Origin of the sequence: Arthrobacter sp. NPDC056493 (genome assembly GCF_042795115.1) — a bacterium.
Classification (GTDB): domain Bacteria; phylum Actinomycetota; class Actinomycetes; order Actinomycetales; family Micrococcaceae; genus Arthrobacter.
The window spans coordinates 35,461-53,418 of sequence record NZ_JBHTSL010000038.1 but is presented as its reverse complement, the minus strand read 5'-3'; the positions used below and the strand labels follow the sequence as shown (position 1 = coordinate 53,418).

General features: G+C 68.1%; 14 protein-coding genes. 2 read left to right on the top strand and 12 right to left on the bottom strand.

Annotated elements, in window-relative coordinates; translation table 11 throughout:
* Positions 1-70: 70 nt before the first annotated feature.
* From ACFQ50_RS15625 to ACFQ50_RS15605, 5 genes are read right to left on the bottom strand one after another with little or no spacing between them, the layout of a single operon-like run.
* Positions 71-1,495: a DUF3100 domain-containing protein gene (locus ACFQ50_RS15625; protein ID WP_377996534.1), complete on the bottom strand. Its 1,425-nt coding sequence runs from the start codon at positions 1,493-1,495 to the stop codon at positions 71-73.
* Positions 1,492-2,712: an amidohydrolase gene (locus ACFQ50_RS15620; protein WP_377996532.1), complete on the bottom strand. Its 1,221-nt coding sequence runs from the start codon at positions 2,710-2,712 to the stop codon at positions 1,492-1,494. Before ACFQ50_RS15620 ends, ACFQ50_RS15625 begins: the two co-directional genes overlap by 4 nt.
* Positions 2,713-2,719: 7 nt before the next feature.
* Positions 2,720-4,267 carry an aldehyde dehydrogenase family protein gene (locus ACFQ50_RS15615; RefSeq protein WP_377996530.1) on the bottom strand — a complete coding sequence of 516 codons (1,548 nt, stop codon included), beginning with the start codon at positions 4,265-4,267 and terminating at the stop codon, positions 2,720-2,722.
* A gap of 54 nt (positions 4,268-4,321) precedes the next feature.
* Positions 4,322-5,245 (bottom strand): NAD(P)-dependent oxidoreductase, encoded by a 924-nt coding sequence (locus ACFQ50_RS15610; RefSeq protein WP_377996528.1) that lies wholly within the window; start codon positions 5,243-5,245, stop codon positions 4,322-4,324.
* Positions 5,246-5,296: 51 nt separating this feature from the next.
* Positions 5,297-6,190, bottom strand: coding sequence for a MurR/RpiR family transcriptional regulator (locus ACFQ50_RS15605; protein ID WP_377996526.1), 894 nt, complete (start codon positions 6,188-6,190; stop codon positions 5,297-5,299).
* Between the two features lie 191 nt (positions 6,191-6,381).
* On the opposite strand from ACFQ50_RS15605, the gene ACFQ50_RS15600 reads away from it, so the two are divergent.
* Entirely contained in the window at positions 6,382-7,020 is a 639-nt protein-coding gene (locus ACFQ50_RS15600; RefSeq protein WP_377996524.1) for a GPP34 family phosphoprotein, read from the top strand.
* 141 nt (positions 7,021-7,161) lie between these two features.
* On the top strand, positions 7,162-9,642 hold the full coding sequence (locus tag ACFQ50_RS15595; protein WP_377996522.1) for an EAL domain-containing protein: 2,481 nt from the start codon (positions 7,162-7,164) through the stop codon (positions 9,640-9,642).
* 247 nt (positions 9,643-9,889) lie between these two features.
* Here the strand turns inward: ACFQ50_RS15595 and ACFQ50_RS15590 are convergent, their stop codons facing one another.
* The 7 genes from ACFQ50_RS15590 to ACFQ50_RS15560 all read right to left on the bottom strand — a co-directional run bounded on the left by ACFQ50_RS15590 (position 9,890) and on the right by ACFQ50_RS15560 (position 17,956).
* Positions 9,890-10,840 carry a sugar kinase gene (locus tag ACFQ50_RS15590; protein ID WP_377996521.1) on the bottom strand — a complete coding sequence of 317 codons (951 nt, stop codon included), beginning with the start codon at positions 10,838-10,840 and terminating at the stop codon, positions 9,890-9,892.
* A gap of 14 nt (positions 10,841-10,854) precedes the next feature.
* Positions 10,855-11,541 carry a bifunctional 4-hydroxy-2-oxoglutarate aldolase/2-dehydro-3-deoxy-phosphogluconate aldolase gene (locus ACFQ50_RS15585; protein ID WP_377996520.1) on the bottom strand — a complete coding sequence of 229 codons (687 nt, stop codon included), beginning with the start codon at positions 11,539-11,541 and terminating at the stop codon, positions 10,855-10,857.
* A 156-nt stretch (positions 11,542-11,697) separates the two neighbouring features.
* Positions 11,698-13,089, bottom strand: a complete 1,392-nt coding sequence (locus ACFQ50_RS15580) for an MFS transporter (RefSeq protein WP_377996518.1) — start codon at positions 13,087-13,089, stop codon at positions 11,698-11,700.
* Between the two features lie 81 nt (positions 13,090-13,170).
* Complete coding sequence (locus ACFQ50_RS15575) at positions 13,171-14,238, bottom strand: NAD(P)-dependent alcohol dehydrogenase (protein ID WP_377996516.1); 1,068 nt, start codon at positions 14,236-14,238, stop codon at positions 13,171-13,173.
* On the bottom strand, positions 14,235-15,758 hold the full coding sequence (locus tag ACFQ50_RS15570; RefSeq protein ID WP_377996514.1) for a mannitol dehydrogenase family protein: 1,524 nt from the start codon (positions 15,756-15,758) through the stop codon (positions 14,235-14,237). Before ACFQ50_RS15570 ends, ACFQ50_RS15575 begins: the two co-directional genes overlap by 4 nt.
* A 3-nt stretch (positions 15,759-15,761) precedes the next feature.
* Positions 15,762-16,979, bottom strand: a complete 1,218-nt coding sequence (manD, locus tag ACFQ50_RS15565) for a D-mannonate dehydratase ManD (RefSeq protein ID WP_377996512.1) — start codon at positions 16,977-16,979, stop codon at positions 15,762-15,764.
* Positions 16,976-17,956 carry a 2-hydroxyacid dehydrogenase gene (locus ACFQ50_RS15560; protein WP_377996510.1) on the bottom strand — a complete coding sequence of 327 codons (981 nt, stop codon included), beginning with the start codon at positions 17,954-17,956 and terminating at the stop codon, positions 16,976-16,978. The genes manD and ACFQ50_RS15560 overlap by 4 nt, the downstream gene beginning before the upstream one ends.
* Between the last annotated feature and the right edge of the window lie 2 nt (positions 17,957-17,958).

Below are 17,958 nucleotides of genomic sequence, written 5' to 3'. Positions count from 1 at the left end.
AAATAATTGGTATGCGGTCTTGGGGGGTTGGTCCCGCCGTCGTCCGCTTTCCTTCAGTGCGTTAGGGCTTTTAGTGCCATAGCCCGAGGGCGAATTCGGCAATCACCGTGGACAGCAGGAACGATGCGGTGACGGCCACCAGGCCCACCGGGATGATCTTCCACCCGATGTTTTTCAGCAGCGGAATGTCCTTGCCCAGGGACAGGCCGGCGAGGGTCAGCATGACCGTGGCGATCGAGAGGAAGTCGACCGACTTGATGGGGCCGTTCAGTGCTGCGGCGCCGAAGAACCAGGGGCTGGAGATGTAGGCGCCGATGGTGGTGATGTAGACGATGGCCGAGATCTTCTTGGTGAGCTTGGCCAGGGCAATGCTGACGAGGACGAGGGCCAGCATGATGGCGTACCCGGCGACGATGGTCAGGCTGAATCCCTTGGCCGCGATTGAGGCGGTGCCGATGCCGAGGACGGTCAGAACCGACAAGGACAGCCACAGCGGCAGGTGCATGGCCGCCGAGGAATCGGCAACCCGTTCGCGGAACCGCCGGTTTTCCTCTGCCTGGGCTGCTTCCCGGGCGGAGTCCGCATCGCCGAGCTCCGTGTCCGCGGTTCCACGGGTCTCAGCAACGGACTGGGAGTCCGCGCGCTGTGACGGTGCGCCGGCAGTGACCGCGGCCTCCTCCCGGGTCTGCCTGCGGGTGAGGACCCGGTAAAAACGGTCCGCGAGCGGCAGGGCGAGGTAGATGCCGACGTAGACGCCCAGGATGGTGGTGATCAGGTTGGAGATGGCGGCCATGCCCAGGATGGCCTCCTGGTCGCCGGGGTAGGCGGCGATGATGCTTGCGGAGGAGGCCGCCATCATGGACCCGGACCCGACGCCGGCACCCATGGCCAGGGCGAGCGGGTCGAAGATCTTCCAGTTGGAGATCAGGGAGGTCAGCAGCGTGATGTACACGGCGCCGAACAGGGTGCCGAAAACGTACATGGCCAGGACGCCGCGGTACTGGTCCGAGTCCGGGCCGTATTTTTCGGAGACCATGGCGAAGGACGGTTCGCGGTCGAGGGAGAACGTGGCCCCGACGGTCGCCTTGCCCATGCGCAGCAGTACGGCCAGCGGGAGGGCCAGGGCGATGGTGCCCAGCAGGTGGCCCACCTCCTGCAGCAGCAGCGCCGGGCCTGCCTTGAGCAGGGTGGGGAGGCTGGGCCCGATGTTGAATGCCAGCCGGGCCACCAGGAGCAGAACCGCGACGCCCACCAGGGCGGCCGCGACCCGCTGCAGGTCCAGGCCCAAGGGCTTGAACTTCTGGACCGAGACCAGCAGGCCGAGGATCAGGCCCCAGACCATGGGGAAGATGACGATCGCGCCGATGCCGACGTCGATCTTGGCCTGACCGATCAGCTGAACCGCCAGCGCAATGACAAAGGCGAGTGCTGCGACGGGAAGCGTGAGCCGGGCGCCGGCCCTGTCGGTCCGCGCGGGTTTTGTGCTGGTGCTCATGATGTGCCTTCCTGTGTGACGGTCTGACGGCGGTAGGCCGCTTCGATCAGGCGTGCCCGTTCGGTGGGGGTGGTGGCCGCGGCGGCGACTGTCCAGGCGAGCGCGGTGGCCGCCTCGAACATCACGGCGTAGGCCTCCGGGGAGTCTGCCAGTGCGGCAAAGGCGTGCGAGTGGATGGGGACGTCCGCGCCGGGAATGCTCAGCCAGGGATGCAGGCTCGGGATGACCTGGGAGATGTTGCCCATGTCCGTTGAGCCGCCGCTGATACCGGCTGAGGGCGAGGTGTCCTTGCCAAACACGTCCATGGCCTCGGTCCAGTGGGCCGCCATGGCGTCGTCCTGGATCAGCGGTTCATAGAGCGGTTCCGTGTCCTCGATGGCCAGCGTGGTGCCGGTGGCCAGGGCAGCGCCTTCAAAGCAGCGGCGGACGCGCTCCAGCAGCGCTTCGTATTCCTTCAGGGTGAAGGCCCGGCATTCAAACTCCACCACCGCCCGTTCCGGAATGATGTTGGTGACGTGGCCGGCCTCTGCGACGTACATTGCGATGCGGTGGTCACCGGGGATCTGCTGGCGCAGCAGCCCCACGGCCACCTGGCTCAGCACGGCGGCGTCGGCGGCGTTCACGCCCTGGTGCGGGGCCGCCGCCGCATGGGCTGCCTTTCCCGTGAAAGTTGCCCGGTACCGGCCCACGGCCTGGGCGCTGGTGCCCGCGGGGTTGTACGTCACCCCGTCCTGGACGGGATGGACCATCAGGGCCAGGCCGACGCCGTCGAACGCGCCGCGTTCCAGCAGGAGCGCCTTGCCGCCGCCGTGTTCCTCGGCGGGCGTTCCGATGGCCTTCAGGGTGATGCCCAGTTCATCGACGAAGGGCCGCAGCGCCAGGGCGGCGGCGACGGAGGCGCCCGCGATCAGGTTGTGTCCGCAGGCGTGCCCGATGTCCGGCAGCGCGTCGTATTCAACGCAAAGGGCCACGGTGAGTTCGCCATTGCCGGCGCTGGCGGTGAAAGCTGTGGGGAGGCCGCGGGTGCCGCGCTCCACCTCGAAGCCGCCCTCGGCCAGCAGGTCGGCCGCCGCGCCGGCCGAGTGGATTTCCTCGAAGGACACCTCCTTGAGGGCGTGGATGTGTTGCGCCATTGCCAGGGCCCGCGGTTTCCACTGTTTGACGCCCTCGGCGAGCGCGGTGCGGAGGGCGGGTGTTTCTGTCGGTTCCATGTACATGCCTGCCCTAGTAGGAGAGGGACGGGAAGGGGGCGCCTGCTGCACGGGTCGGCACCCAGATGGCTTTGGTCTGTGTGTACTCGTCCAGGACGCCGGGACCGGAGGAGCGGCCGTGGCCGGAGTCCCCGAAGCCGCCGAAGGGAACGGCCACGTGGATGGTTTTGTAGGAGTTGATCCAGAACGTGCCGGCCTTCACCTCGCGTGCCACGTGGTGGGCACGGGAAACGTCCGAGGTCCACACCGCGCCGGCGAGGCCGAAGTTCGTGTTGTTGGCCCGGGCAATGGCCTCGGCCTCCGTGTCGAAGGCGTCGGCCCCGACGACGGGTCCGAAGACTTCGGTCGTTTCGAGCCGGTTCTGGGGTGTCACGCCGTCGAGCAGGGTGGGCATCACCCAGTGGCCGCCGGCCAGCGGCGAGCCGGCCAGAGCGTCGGGGAGCGTTCCGCCGGTGACCCGGCGTCCGCCGTCGTTCATTCCAGCCTCGATGAGCGAGGTGACGGTGGCGAACTGCCGGGCCGTGATGATGGGGCCCACCTCGGTGTCCGCGCTCAGCGGGTCGCCAACGCGCAGCCGGGCGGCTTTGTGGGCCACCAGCTCCACGAACCGGGCGTGCACACTGCGCTCCACCAGCAGCCGCGACCCGGCGACGCAGGACTGCCCGGCGCCGGAGAAGATCGCGGCGATGGCGCCGTCGGCGGCGCGGTCCAGGTCGGCGTCCGCGAAGACGATGTTGGCGCTCTTGCCGCCGAGTTCCAGCAGCGCGGGAATGCCTGCCTGCGCGGCAGCGACAGCCACCCGGCGTCCGGTGGGTACGGAGCCGATGAAGCTGACCTTGCCGACGCGCCGGTCGCTCGTGAGGGCCGCGCCTACGGTCTGTCCCAGTCCCGCCGCAACGTTGAAGACGCCTGCCGGCAGGCCGGCCTCGTGCGCCAACTGGGCGAGGCGGATGGACGAAGCGGGCGTGAATTCGCTGGGCTTGATGATCACTGCGTTGCCCGCGGCCAGGGGCGCGGCGGAGTTCCAGCCGGCTGTGAAGAGGGGTGCGTTCCATGGGGTGATGGCGACGACGACGCCCCAGGGGACGCGTTCGGTGTAGGTGTGCCAGGGGCCGGGAACGGGAATGGTCTGGCCGGTCAGCTTGTCCGCCCAGCCTGCGTAGTAGCCGAACATCTCGGCCACCTTGGCGGCTTCCACCCGGGCGTCGCGGATGGGTTTTCCGGTGGTGGCGGACTCGAGGATGGCCAGTTCCTCCGCATGCGCCTCAACCGTGCGGCTGACGTTGCGGAGGATGGCTGCACGTTCGAACCCGTTCATGTCGCCCCAGGTTTTCGCCCCGGCGACGGAGCTCTCCAGGAGGGCGTTGGCGCCTTCGGTGCCGGGATCGGCGTAGGTGGCGAACTGTTCGCCGGTTGCCGCGGCGGTCAGCGTGATGTTCTCGCCGCTGCCAGGGACTGTCCTGCCGTCAAGGAATGCTCCCAGCCCGGCGGGGAACGCTGCGTCCAGGACCGCCCGGGCGGTGGCCGCTGAGGAGGAGGTGGGTGCTGTGGTGGTGCTCAATGTGGTGGTCCTCTGGTTGGTTTCGGTTAGGGGCCCGTCTTGCTTAGGGACTGGTCAGGCGACGGCGGTGGTGCCGTTTTTGGTGCCGGGCGCGCCCGCGGGGGTGATGGCCGGGGCGACGGTCCGCGCGATCTCGGTGAAATCCGCGCGCGGTCCGAGGGCGGCCAGGGCTTCCTGCCATTGGCCGGCGACGGCGGCCAGCAGCGCCGGCTTTTCGCCGATCCGGACGGCGACGTCAACAGCAAGGGCAGCGTCGCGGGCCATGAGTCCCAGCGAAAAACCGGAATCATGGGTTCCGGAGAGCACCCAGTTGGGGTACATGTTGGCAGAGACTTTACTGCCGCCGGAGGCTTCGCTGATGCTTGCTGCCGCCTTTGCCGGATCGATGCCGTAGGCCTTGGCGACTCCCAGGGCCTCGCCCACCGAGACCAGGTTGGCCGCCGCCAGGACGTTGTTAAGAAGCTTGACGACGTTGCCGCTGCCGGGCCCGCCGATGTGGTTGTACTTGCCCCCGGTGAGTGCCAGCAGGACGGGTTCGGCGGCGGCCAGGGCCGCGTCGGTTGCCCCGACGAAGGCGCTCAGCGTTCCGGTTGAGGCGCCGTCGCGGCCACCCGAGACCGGGGCATCCACGAACGCTGCGCCTTGCGCGGCGGCGCGTTCGGCCATCTCCTTGCTCGTTGCCGGTTCGGAGGTGGTGGTGTCGATGATCGCGACGGTTCCCGGTGACGCCAGGAGCTGGGGCACGGTGGCCTCGACGACGCTCGCGGCGGGCAACGAGAGCACCGCGTAGGGGATGCCGGCGAGAGCCTGCACGCTGGCGGTGGTGGCGATGCCGGCGTCGGACGCGGCGTTCCGTGCAGCCTCGGAGGGGTCGAAGCCGGTGACCTCCCAGCCGGCCTTGTGGAGCGTGGCCGCCATCGCCCCGCCCATGGAACCGAGGCCGATGACGGCGATGCGGCGTTCGGTGCTGTTGTTCATAAAGTTGCTCCTTGACGAAAAGTAAGTGGGGTTGAGTGAGGCAACTGCGGGTCAGTCGAGGTAGATGTCGAGGTCTTTCCACAGCTGTTGCGTGCGGCGGATGGCTGCGCGGCTGCGCTCTGGCTGTGCGGCCTCCATGCCCGCGAGCAGGCCGTAGACCAGCGAGTTTGCGGCGGTGACGGACTGGAAGAAGGAGATTCCCTCAGAGGCCACCACCAGGAGGTGGTCGGCGACGGCTGCGAGGCGGCCGCGGCGCATGTCGCTGATGGCGATGACCTTGGCGCCCGCCTGTTTCGCGGCTTCGGCCGTGACGATGATCTGGCGCATGGAGCGCCACATGTTGATGACCACCAGGACATCCCCGGGCCCAAGGGCGTTGGCACTGGAGGCGAGGTGCACCGCGCCGCGGTTCTCGAGGGTGATGGGGTATCCCATGGTCGAGCCCAGATGGGCCATCACGCTGGCGGGGCCGGCGAACGAGCCCAGCCCGACGACGGTGATGGATCTGGCCGCGGCCATGGTGGCGATGGCTGCCTCGGCGTCGTCGGCCGTGTTGGAGTCCAGCGTCAGGCGGAGGTTTTCGATGTCGTGGTTGAGCGCGTCATGCAGGGGACTGCGGTGTTCCCCGTGCTCGGTCAGGGTGTCCTCGGTGGAGATCATCACCAGGTAGCGGGACCGCAGTTCGCGCTGCAGGTCCGGCCAGCCCCGGTAGCCCAGGTGCTGTGCCGCGCGGACCACAGTGGAGTTGTTGACGTCGGCGCGCTGGGCGATCTCCGCGATGTCTGCATACGAGGAAAGCTGCGGGTTGCGGGCGATCACATCGACCACCCGGCTCTGGGCTTTGGACAGTGAAACGTCCGGAAGCGCGTCGCCGAGCCACGCATGGGAGCCAGAGGCAGCGCCGGTTCCGGTGCTGGCTTTCAGGCCGGCGGTGTTGGGGTTCAAGTCAGGCCTCTTTCTTTGTCGAACAGGATCTGTGGCGTGCGCGGATCTGTAACGCGGATCACTATGCAAGGCTGATTGCATCAAATGTACTCTGCAATTTCATTTGCGGAAAGTGCTTTTGGGTTTCCGGCCTGTAAAACCGGGTGCGATCGTCCATTGCAGCGGTGGCGGGACCGCGCGACCATGGGGGTATGAGCACCGAAGTACCGGGCGCCGGGGAGCTGAATCTGCCGCAGGCGTTGCTTCTGCTGGCGACGAACGAGAAGGACGGCGAGCCGGAAGTGCCGCCGAGCGTTCTCAAGGCCGCACTGTCCGGCGCCATCCTGGCCGAGCTGGACCTGCTGGGCGCGATCCAGCTGCAGGGGAAACACGTGAGGGTCGCCGGAGCCCCGCCGCAATCTGACTTCCTGCACCAGTGGGAGCTGATCCACGAGAAGTCCCGGCCGCACAGCCCGCGGCGCTGGGTTGCCATGCTGGAAAGCCGGGCCGAACTGCACCGGATCTATGAGGGGCTGGCGGCGCTCGGCGTCGTGAGCCACGTGGGCGAAAAGCATCTCGGCGTCTTCAGGACCACCCGCTATCCGGAGAAGGACCATGCTCCGGAAGCGGCCCTTCTGGCGAGGATCGAAAGCATACTCAACGGATCGCCGTCGGACGCCAGAACCGCCGCCTTGATTGGCCTGCTGCACGCGGCAGGGCTGATGGACAAGCTTTTTCCGGGGGCCAGCGCGGCCCGGCTCGGGGAACTGACCGGTGAACACTGGCCGTCCCGTGCAGTGCGGGATGAGCTGCGCATGATCCGGCTCGCGGATGCGGAAGCCGCCACCTGAGCGGATACTTGCAGGAAACTCAGCCTGCTGATTTACTTCGTGCACGGTTCCTTAAGCAAACGGGTCCGAGTGCTGTAGCGCGCGGCTATCGGGGGAGCACCGGTCGGAGGGGTAATGCCTGGGGAACATCGTGACGACTTAGTGACACAGTCACTGCTGCTGGATGAGATCGGCCAATCGGTGATCGGCATGGACGGCGACTGGCGAATCACATACTGGAACCGTGCGTCGGAACGCCTGTACGGGCTCGGCCCGGACAAGGTTCTGGGCATGAAGATCACGGATTTGGGAATCGTGGGCGGGGCTGAGGCACGGGGCGAGGGCGCCACCGACCTGGAGATCGCGCACAGGGTGGCCCGCGGTGAGGACTGGGCCGGTGAACTTTGGGTACGTCACTGCACGGGCCGGGAGTTTCCGGTCCACGTGACAGTCAGCCGGATCAGGGGGCGGCACACGGTGCCGGTGGCCGTGGTGGCGATCTCGAAGGACATCACCGACCGAAAGCACACCGAGGCCATCCTGCGCAGGCTCTCGGCCATGGTGGAATCCTCTGGCGATGCCATCATCGGCGCTGACCTCACCGGGAAGATCACCAGCTGGAATGCAGGGGCGGCAAGGATGCTCGGCTGGAGCTCCTGGGAAGCCGTGGGACAGACCCACCGGCTGATGACCGCCGACGACGGCGCGTACTTCGGCGCGGAAGTCACGATCCGTCCGGGAGGCGGGGCGTTCGTCACCGGCGTGGAGGCCCGTTGGCGCTGCAAGGACAGCACTGTCATCGACGTCGACCTTACGGTGTCTCCTGTCTACGATCAGGACGGGATCCAGGTGGGGGCATCCGCCATCGCCCGGGACATTACGGAGATCCAGCGCCTCAAGGCAGCAGCCGAGGCGGAGCGGGAGCGGCTCCTGGCCGCCCAGGAGATGGCCCATGTTGGCAGCGTTGAGCACACGATTGCCACCGGGGAAACCTGGCACTCGGAGGAATTCGACCGGATCCTGGGCCTGTCCGCCGGGGACCGGAAGGACCGGGAGTCCATCCTGGCAGTAACGCACCCCGAGGACCGTGACCAGGTCCGGCAGGTATGGAAACGTCTGGACAACGGGCTCGGCTTCGCGGACTTCGAATACCGGATCATCAGGCCCAGCGGGGAACAGCGGTGGCTGCACTCACGGATCCGGAGCATCAACAGCGCAGACGGCAAGCCGTTGCGGTTCCTTGACACAGTCCTGGACATTACGGACCGGAAGAACGCCGAACAGATCCTTGAGTGGCAGGCGCGCCATGACGCCCTGACCGGCCTGCCGAACAGGTACCTGGTGACCGAAGTCCTACAGGGTTTCCTGGACCGGTCCGCATGGCCGGTGGTGATGTTCGTCGACGTCGACCGGTTCAAACTGATCAATGACGGCATCGGCCATGGCGCCGGCGACAAAATCCTCGTGCAGCTCGGTGAGCGGCTGAAGGCGGCCGTCAGGGACGGCGACACCGTGGGCCGGTTCGGAGGCGATGAGTTCGTGGTGATCTGCGAGAACCTCCCGATGTCCGGAGCGCAGGACCTGGCCGAACGGATCAAGGGAGCAACGCGGCAGCCATTCGAGGTGGACGGCCGGCAGATTTACCTCAACGTCAGCGTCGGCATCGCCCTTGCGGACGAAGAGGACACCGCCGAGTCGATGCTGCAGGGCGCCGATGCCGCCATGTACCGGGCCAAATCCGCGGGCGGGGATTCGTCAGCGATCTATGACGTGCACATGACCGGGCGGGCCACGGGGCGTCTCGACCTGGAGTCCGATTTGCGGCTTGCGCTGGAGCGCAATGAGCTGTCCCTGAACTACCAGCCGATCATCGACGTCACCACGGAGGATACGGTGGGCTTTGAGGCGCTGCTGCGCTGGCACCACCATGAGCACGGCCCGATCATGCCTGACGCGTTCATCCCCATCGCCGAGGAGACGGGCCTGATCCTTCCGATCGGCACCTGGGTGCTCCGCGAGGCGATGCGCCAGGTGCAGGAATGGCGGACCCGGATCCCGGGGGCGGAAAACTTCACTGCGGCGGTGAACATCTCCGGCCGCCAGCTCGTGACCGGCGACTTTCCCGACGTCGTGGAGGCCGCCATCCGTGACACCGGCATCGATCCGTCCGCCGTCCACCTGGAGATCACTGAAACGGTCCTCATGGACCAGCCGGACCTGCCGAAGGAAACCCTGCAGCGGCTGGCCCGCCTGGGCGTGGGCCTGTCCATCGACGACTTCGGCACCGGCTACTCATCGCTGAGCTACCTCAAGTGGCTCTCGGCCCGGACCCTGAAGATTGACCGGACCTTCGTCGAGGAGCTGGGGACGGACCCGCACGGGGCCACGATCATCGAACTGGTCCTTGGCATGGCCGAGAGCCTGCGGCTTGATGTGGTCGCCGAAGGTGTGGAGACCGCCGTGCAGCTGAGCGAACTCCGCAGGCTGGGTGTTCGCCTCGCCCAGGGCTACCTCTGGAGCAAGCCGCTGCCCGCCGAGCGGATCCCGGCCTGGCTGCAGTCGCACCCGGCCAAGCTTCCCGCGGCTCTTTCCGCCCAGATCGCCGGGTTGTCCGCGGGGGAGGCGCTGCCGCGGGTCGGCTAATTCCCCCTCGGTTCCGAGTTTTTGTCCAGATAATGGCCGCTAAAGGCCCTTGAACTCGCGATACGTGGACAAAAACTCCTTCTTTAGGGCCCGACGAGACGCAAGCAAGAAGGACGACGGCGGGTGGTCCCGCCGTCGCCCTTCGTTTGGTTGGAGTTTTTGTCCAGATAATGGCCGCTAAAGGCCGGCAAAGTCGCGACAAATGGACAAAAACTCCAGTCGGTTTCCAGTCGGTTTCCGGGCGGGGCTAGCGGGAGACCGGCTCCTTTGCTTCCAGGAGCGCCAGTTCGTGGCGGCGGGGGAAGCCTTCCCAGTCGCCGGGGACGAGGCACGCGAAGGCACCGGTTGCAGCCGCGGTCCGGAGCCTGTCGGCCGGCCCGCGGCCCTCCATGAGTTCAGCCAGGTAACCGGCCACGAAGGCGTCGCCGGCTCCGACCGTGTCAACCACAGAAACGGGAACAGCCGCCCGCCGGAACACCGTGCCGTCAACCAGGGCGAGGGCACCGTCGGCGCCGAGCTTGATCACGGCCTGGGCGGGTCCCAGGGAGGCGATTTTCCGGGCCAGCTCCTCTGGTTCACCGGCACCGACGGTGATCGCTGCCTCGTCCTCGCCGGCGAACACGATGTCCGCCAGCGCAATGATGTCGCGGTAGACGCTGCCGGCACCCTCGGCGGACCAGAGGTTGCCCCGGTAATTCAGGTCGAAGGACACCGGAACGCCGGAAGCCCGGGCCACACCTATGGCGTGCCGAAGCGTAGCCGCCGCCTGCGCTGACAGCGCCGGCGTTATGCCGCTGACGTGCAGCAGCCCGGCCCCGGAGATGAGCTCGCCGTCAATGTCAGCTGGCGCGATCCGCGAACCGGCGCTCCCCGCACGGTAATAGCTGACGCGCTGCGCGTCCGGAGTCCGGCGTTCCTTGATCATCAGCCCGGTGGGGGCGGAAGGGTCGACGGCGATGCGGACGTCCACGCCCTCGGCACGGATTTCGCGCTCCACGAGCTGTCCCAGGGAGTCCGCACCGACGCGCCCGCACCACACAGCCTGCACGCCGAGCCGGCGGAGACCGATGGCAACGTTGGACTCGGAGCCGCCGATGCCCAGGCTCAGGGTGGAGGCATGCGCGAGCGGGCCAACCTGGTCGGCCCGCATCAGCGCCATGGTCTCGCCGAAGGTGAGGACATACGGTGCCGGGTTCACTGGGTTGCCCTGGTTCACTTGACGGCCCCCAGCTGCTCCGCGGCCTGGTCGATCAGCTCGCGCACGCGCCGCGCCCTGGCCGTGAGGTGGTGCAGGTCGCCGCCCTTGAAGGCGTCGCCCAGGAGCGGCCCGCCGAGGCTGACAGCCAGGGCGCCGGCCCTGATCCAGGCCGGCACGTCCTCGATGTTGACGCCGCCGGACGGGATCACCTCGATGTCCGGGAACGGGCCGCGGAGCTGCGACACGTAGCCGGCGCCGACGGTGGAGGCCGGGAAGACCTTGACGGCGGTGGCGCCCAGTTTCCAGCCGGCATGCAGTTCCGTGGGGGTCAGGCCGCCCGGGTAGACCGGAACGCCGCGCCCAACGCAGGCCGAGATGACACCGGGATCCGTGACGGGTGTGACGATGTACGCCGCGCCCAGGTCGAGGGCTGTTTCGGCTTCCGCTGCTTCGGTGACCGTCCCCACGCCGATCTCGAGGGAGTCCCCAAACCGCCCCCGCAGGAGGGGAAGCTCCTCCCACACGCCGGGCGTGCTGAGCGTGAGCTCGATGCTGAGCACGCCGCCGCGCTGCAGCGCCTCGATGACCGGCGCGTAATCCGAGGCATGGCTGGCCCGGAGGACGGCCACGGCCCGGGTCTCGCGGAGGACTGCGGAGGGTGCCGGCCGGGACGCAGTGCCGGGGTTTTCGAGGCGGAGCATGGGATTCCTTTGGAGTTGGCGGGCTTGCGCTTGCGGTGGAAGGGCTGGAAAGCGGAACGGACAGTGCACGACGGCGGCGCGTGCCGCCGTCGTGCACTGTCACTTTCGCCGGGGCGGGGACTACTTGACCGTGCCGGGATTACTTGACCGTGTGGATTACTTGGTGGGGCGGGCGGCGGCCAGCTCAGCCGCCCCCGAAGGGGTGGCGACCACTCCGCCGTTCGGGCGGGCGTCCTCGGGGTCGGTCAGGTCGCGGTTGACGGTCTCCGGGGAGAGCCGGGTGGCGATGAAGCTGACGAGCATGGTCAGCGACATGTAGATGGCCACCGGAATCCAGGAGTTGCTGAAGAGGCCCAGCAGTCCGGCGCAGACCATCGGGGCGATGCCGCCGCCGATGATGGAGGAGAACTCGCGGCCCAGGGTGACGCCGGCGTAGCGGTAGCGGCTGCCGAAGATTTCCGGGAAGTAGCTCATGTGCACACCCACCACACCCTGGCAGGCCAGCATGAAGCCCACGATGATCACCAGCACGATCGCCACGGGGGAGCCGGTGGTCAGGAGCATGAAGGCGGGTGCCGGGAAGAGGATCAGGGCGCCGGTGATGAGGGAGACGACGCGCCGGCGGCCGATCTTGTCGGACAGCATTCCGAAGGACACGGCGGCGACGCCGCCGCAGAGCGCACCGATGAGCAGCACCGGCGGGATGAACTTGGGGTCGGTTCCGACGACGGTGATCAGGTACGAGGCCATGAAGACCTGGATGGTGTACGACTGGGTGCTGACGCCGAGGTTCATGAGGATGACGCGCAGGACGTTGGCCTTGCCGTGCTTGGCGACTTCCCTGAGCGGTGCGGGCGGTTCGGTGCGGGCCTGCTTGATCTCTTCGAACACGGGGGATTCATCGAGCTTGCGCCGGATGATCAGGGCGGCGACGGTGACGAAGATGCTGGAGAGGAAGACCAGCCGCCAACCCCAGGTGAGCATGTCGTTCGGAGCCAGCGACTGGGCGGCGATCCACACCAGCGCGCCGAGGGCGGTGCCGGCAGCCGCGCCGACCATGATCAGCGAGGCAAGCTTGCCGCGGGTGCCGGGAGCTGCCGATTCGGTGAGCAGCGTGGCGCCGCCGGACTGCTCGGCGCCGGCGCCGAATCCCTGGGCTGCACGGCACACGCACAGCAGGACCGGGGCGAACAGGCCGATCTGGTCGAAGGTGGGCAGCAGGCCGATGGCCAGTGTGGCGCCGCCCATCAAGAGGAGGGTGACCACGAGGATCCACTTCCGGCCGAGGCGGTCGCCAAAGTGGGAGAAGAAGATGCCGCCCAGCGGACGGAACAGGAAGCCGACGGCGAAGGTGGTGAAGCTGGCGATCAGCGCAGCTGCGGGGGAAACGTTGGGAAAGAACAGTTTGCTGAAGACAAGCGCCGAGGCGGTGCCGTAGATGACGAAGTCATACAGTTCGAGGGTGGTGCCGATGAGGCCGGCGACGGCGGCCTTCCGGACTTTGCTCTGATCGACTTCCCCCGGGGGGATGTGTGCTGCTGTGGTCATTTCCATACTCCTTTGAATGGATGTCTTGCGGCCCTGAGGCGGGGGCCACGACCGCCGGGTTCCCTGGCCGAGCTTGCGAGGCTAGGGGGCGGTTGGGGTGTAAGTGATGAGTACTTTGAGGTTGGTGGGGTCGGTCACGGGTGCCGTGAGGGCGGCCGCGGCGTCTTCCAGCGGGAACGTGCTGGTGATGATGGTGGGAAGGTCCACCACGCCCGAGGATGCGAGGTCGATCGCCGCGGGGAAGGCATTCGCGTAGCGGAACGCGGTGACGAGGTCGATCTCGTAGCGCTGGAGGAACCCGAGCGGGATGCCGTCCACGGTGGGCTTGGCCTGGCCGACGACGGTGGCGCGGGTTGCCGGCGCCAGAGTCTGGATGCCGTCCGCGAGGGCCTTCGTGTTGCCGGAGCATTCGATGAGCCGGTCCATGTCCGCCAGGTCCAGCGGCGTGGTTGCGGTGTTGATGGTGCGGGTGGCGCCGAACCTGGCTGCTACTGCCAGCCGGTCGTCGTTGACGTCCGTCACGATGATTTCCGAAGCGCCCTTGGCAGCTGCGACCTGGGCCACCAGCAGCCCGATGGGTCCGGCGCCGGTGATCAGCACGCGGTGGCCCTTCCGGACCTGCGCCCGCTCCACGGCCCAGACGGCGACGGCGAGCGGTTCGATCGCTGCCCCGATTTCGGCCGGGATGGTGTCCGGCAGCCGGTGGACGGCGGCCTCGGGCACCACCACGTGGCGGGCGAACAGCCCGTCCGTGGGCGGGGAACCGAAGCAGGTTCCGGCCGGGCAGAGGTTGTAGCGCCCGGACAGGCACGTCGGGCATTCGCGGCAGGGCAGGGCCGGTTCAATGGCGACGGCGGTGCCTGCTGCGACTTTCGCGGCCGGTCCTGCGGCGATGACGACGCCGGCGCCTTCGTGGCCCAGGACTGTGGGCTGGCGCAGCACGTTGGTGCCGTTGCGGCCGTCGGCGAAGTAGTGCATGTCCGAGCCGCAGATCCCGCCGGAGCGCATTTCGACCAGCAGGTCCTGCGGGCCGAGGGCGGGCAGCGGCCTGTGCTCGATGCGCAGGTCGCGGGCGCCGTGCAGCACCGCGGCCTGGGTGCCGGTGGGTAGCCCGGCGGCATTAGTTGCGGGTATGGCTTGGACGGTCATGGCGTGCTCCGTGTGGTTTGGAGGGACGGGGCGGGAGTGAGGGCGGCGTTGGCTTCCGCGATGGCGGCCAGCGGTCCGGCCGAGTGGATGATGTCGATGAACTCGCCGGTGCGTGCGATGAACTCGTCGCGTTCGGCCAGTTCCTCGCCGAGGAGATGGTGGCTACCGAGGACCTTGCGGGCGAGGTCCTGGCCCGAGCGGGATGCTGCGGCCAGTCCGGCCAGCAGGCCCCGGGCGGGGTCCTCCATGGCGTGGGCCTGGGGTCCGGGATCGAACCCGGGCAGCGGGGCGATGCATGCGAGATACGCGGCGGTGGTGAGGGCCAGCAGCTGTGGCGTCCGGCCGTCGTCGAGCATTTGCAGCGCCGGCAGCGGGATCCGCTGGCGGAGTTTGACGGACCCGTCCGAGCCCACCTGGCTGGTGCGGTGGCCCAGGGCCGTGTTTCGCCAGCGGGAGAAGAGCTGTTCCTCGTAGGCGTCCACGTCCACGCCGTCCGGCACCGAGACGCTGGGCAGGTACTCGTTGCGCAGCACGGAGCGGGCGGCCAGCTCGATGGCCGGGTGCGAGACGGATTCAGGAATGGTGACGGCGCCGGTGAGGGCTCCGAGGTAGGCGATGAGGGAGTGCGTGCCGTTGAGCAGGCGGACCTTCAGTTGCTCGTAGCCGGCCACCTCGTCGGAGAACACCGCGCCGCCGTCCTCCCAGGTGGGGCGTCCGGCGATGAAGTTGTCCTCGACGATCCACATGGTGAACGGTTCGCCGGGGACAGGGATCCGGTCGCTGTAGCCGCGCTGGGACGTGACCAGGCTGCGGTAGTGGTCGGTGGTGGCCGGCACGATCCGGTCCACCATGGAGGAGGGGAAGCTGGTGCGCGTGTCAATGAAGGCCAGGGCCTCGGCGGCTTCGGCGGGCGGGAGCAGCGAGGCGAACTCGCGGACCAGCCGCTGCGTGTGGTGGCCGTTGTCGGCGAGGTTGTCGCAGCTGAGGACGGTCACCGGTTCGGCGTGGGTCCGGGAGCGCTGCTGCAGGCCGCGGACGATCTGCCCGATCGGTGTCTGCGGCGAGCCAGGGTGGGCGAGATCGTGCCGGATCGCGGGGTCCTGCAGGTTGAGCGAGCCTGTGGCGGGCGTGTAGTTGTAGCCGTTCTCCGTGACCGTGAGGGACACGATCCGCGTGCCGGCGTCGCCGATGGCCCGGACCACCCGGCCGGGGTCGGCAGCGGCGGTGAACGCGTCCGTGTGGATCCGCGGAACCGAGAACTTGGAGCCCTCGGGCGAAATTTCCACCACGGTGTAGAGCATGTCCTGGACGTGCAGGGCGTCCGGGATGGCTGAGGAGCGGCTTGCGACGCCGATGATGCCCCAGTCGCCGCCGTGGGCGGTGACGGCGGCGTCGGTATAGACGGCCTGGTGGGCGCGGTGGAAGTTGCCAAGGCCCAGGTGCACGATGCCGGCAGCCGGGGCGGCTGGCCGCCGCAGGATTCCGGGGATGGCCGCGGACAACGGGGGAATGGAGGTCATGGGTTACCAGTCCTTCATGGAGCCGTCGAGCTCCCGGGCGATGGGCAGGTAGGCCTGCTTGTAGGGGAACCGGGCGGCGGCGTCCTCGTCCACGTGCACGCCGAGGCCGGGCTCGTCGCCGGGGTGCAGGTAGCCGTCCTCGAAGCGGAAGCTGGACTGGAAGACCTCGGATACCAGGGGGTCGTAGCCCATGTATTCCTGGATGGCGAAGTTGCTGGTGGCCAGGCCCAGGTGGAGGGAGGCAGAGAGGTTGATCGGCGAGACGTCCGACGGGCCGTGCGGCGCGCCCTTGATCTGGTAGACCTCCGCCAGCGCCAGGATCTTGCGGACGTGGGAGATGCCTCCGGCATGGACGACGGCGGTGCGGATGAAGTCGATGAGGCGTTCGGTGATGAGGTGCTCGCAGTCCCAGACGGTGTTGAAGACCTCGCCGATGGCCAGCGGGATGGTGGTCTGCTGCCGCAGGGTGCGCAGCAGCCGCTGGTTTTCCGCCGGCGTGACGTCCTCCAGCCAGAACAGGTCCACGTCCTCGAGGGACCTGGCCAGCCGGGCGGCTTCGGTGGGGTTGAGCCGGTGGTGGACGTCGTGCAGGAGCTTGAGGTCCGGGCCCACGTGCTCGCGGACCCCGGCGAGGACCTTCGGGGCGTGGCGCAGATAGGCGGAGGTGTCCCAGTCCTCCTCGACGGGTCCCGCCCCCCGGCCGGCCGGCTCGTAGCTGGCGGCGCCCTTCGTGACGCCGTAGACCTTGTCCAGGCCCGGGACCCCGGACTGGGCGCGGACGGCGCGGAAGCCCTGTTCGCGGCGGCGGTCCACGGAGTCGATGAGCTCGGGCAGGTCCCAGCCGGTGGCGTGCGTGTAGGTGAGGATCTTGTCGCGGGCGGCGCCGCCCAGCAGCTGGTAGACGGGGACGTCGAGTGCCTTGCCCTTGATGTCCCACAGGGCCAGGTCGATGGCGCCGATGGCGGCCATGGTTACCGGCCCGCGCCGCCAGTAGGCGCCCTTGTAGAAGTACTGCCAGGTGTCTTCGATCCGGTCGGCGTCCCGGCCGAGCAGGGCGGGGGCGAGATGGTCTCGGAGGTAGCTGGCCACGGACAGTTCGCGGCCGTTGAGGGTGGCGTCGCCCCAGCCGACGATGCCGTCGTCGGTAGTGATCTTCAGCGTGACGAAGTTGCGGCTGGGGCTGGTGACGAGGACGTCGACGTCGACGATTTTTCGGGTCATCGGGAAATCACTACATTCTTGAGTGGCTGGTTCGCGGACAGGCGGGTGATGTTTTCGGCGATCTCGAGGGCACGGCCGCGGAAGGTTTCGGCCGTGACGCCGGAGGAATGCGGGGTCATGATGACGTTATCCAGGCGGCCGAACGGCAGCGCCGAGGGTTCGCCGCGGCCGTCGGTGCCGGGGTACTGGTACCAGACGTCGATGGCGGCGCCGGCGATCCGGCGTTCCTTCAGGGCCTCGTAGAGTGCGGCTTCGTCGACAACGGGGCCGCGGGCGACGTTGACGAGCTGCCCGTCGGGGCCAAGGTTGTCCAGTTCGGCCGAACCGATCAGGGAGGTGGTTCCGGCGTCGAGCGGGATGCTGACCACCAGCACATCGGATTCGCTGAGCGCCTCGCCCAGTCGGTCGGTGGTGCCGGTCCAGCGCAGGGAGTGTTCTTCCGCGTTGACGGATCCGCTCCGGGTGATGGCAATGCCTTCCACGCCGAACGCCTGAAGCAGTTTCCAGGCGGCGCTGCCGATGTGGCCGAAGCCGAGGAACGTCACCACCGCGCCGCGCAGCGTTTCCGGCTGGCGGATGTCCGGGGAGTAGACCGAGGAGGACCAGACGCCGGTGCGCAGCGCGGCGTCCTGGCCCAGCAGGTTGCGGCGCAGCGCTACGAGCACGGTGGCGATGTGCTCGGCGATGGAGCCTTCATGGTGGAAGGTGTTGGCGCAGACGGACCCGGCGGGAAGGGCGTCCGCATCGATGCCGTCGTAGCCGGCGCCGGCAACGTGCACCAGCCGGAGGTTCCGTGCCTCGGCGCCCATGGCTGCGGTGAACTTGGGCCCGACATAGACGTCGGCGTCCTTGAGGTCGGTCAGGACGGAGTGTTCGTTCCAGCTGTCGTGCCAGGAGGCGACGGTGCCCTCGGGCAGCGCCGCCTCGAAGGTGGCGCGCTGGGGCATCAGGTTGGGGTCTGCGATGACGATTCTCATGG

What these genes read in the sequence shown, in the direction of transcription:
- ACFQ50_RS15600 (WP_377996524.1), top strand. Translation starts at nt 6,382, where the DNA reads ATGAGCACCGAAGTACCGGGCGCCGGGGAGCTGAATCTGCCGCAGGCG.
- ACFQ50_RS15560 (WP_377996510.1), bottom strand. Translation starts at nt 17,956, where the DNA reads ATGAGAATCGTCATCGCAGACCCCAACCTGATGCCCCAGCGCGCCACC.
- ACFQ50_RS15570 (WP_377996514.1), bottom strand. Translation starts at nt 15,758, where the DNA reads ATGACCTCCATTCCCCCGTTGTCCGCGGCCATCCCCGGAATCCTGCGG.
- ACFQ50_RS15580 (WP_377996518.1), bottom strand. Translation starts at nt 13,089, where the DNA reads ATGACCACAGCAGCACACATCCCCCCGGGGGAAGTCGATCAGAGCAAA.
- ACFQ50_RS15620 (WP_377996532.1), bottom strand. Translation starts at nt 2,712, where the DNA reads ATGTACATGGAACCGACAGAAACACCCGCCCTCCGCACCGCGCTCGCC.
- manD (WP_377996512.1), bottom strand. Translation starts at nt 16,979, where the DNA reads ATGACCCGAAAAATCGTCGACGTCGACGTCCTCGTCACCAGCCCCAGC.
- ACFQ50_RS15610 (WP_377996528.1), bottom strand. Translation starts at nt 5,245, where the DNA reads ATGAACAACAGCACCGAACGCCGCATCGCCGTCATCGGCCTCGGTTCC.
- ACFQ50_RS15585 (WP_377996520.1), bottom strand. Translation starts at nt 11,541, where the DNA reads ATGCTCCGCCTCGAAAACCCCGGCACTGCGTCCCGGCCGGCACCCTCC.
- ACFQ50_RS15625 (WP_377996534.1), bottom strand. Translation starts at nt 1,495, where the DNA reads ATGAGCACCAGCACAAAACCCGCGCGGACCGACAGGGCCGGCGCCCGG.
- ACFQ50_RS15575 (WP_377996516.1), bottom strand. Translation starts at nt 14,238, where the DNA reads ATGACCGTCCAAGCCATACCCGCAACTAATGCCGCCGGGCTACCCACC.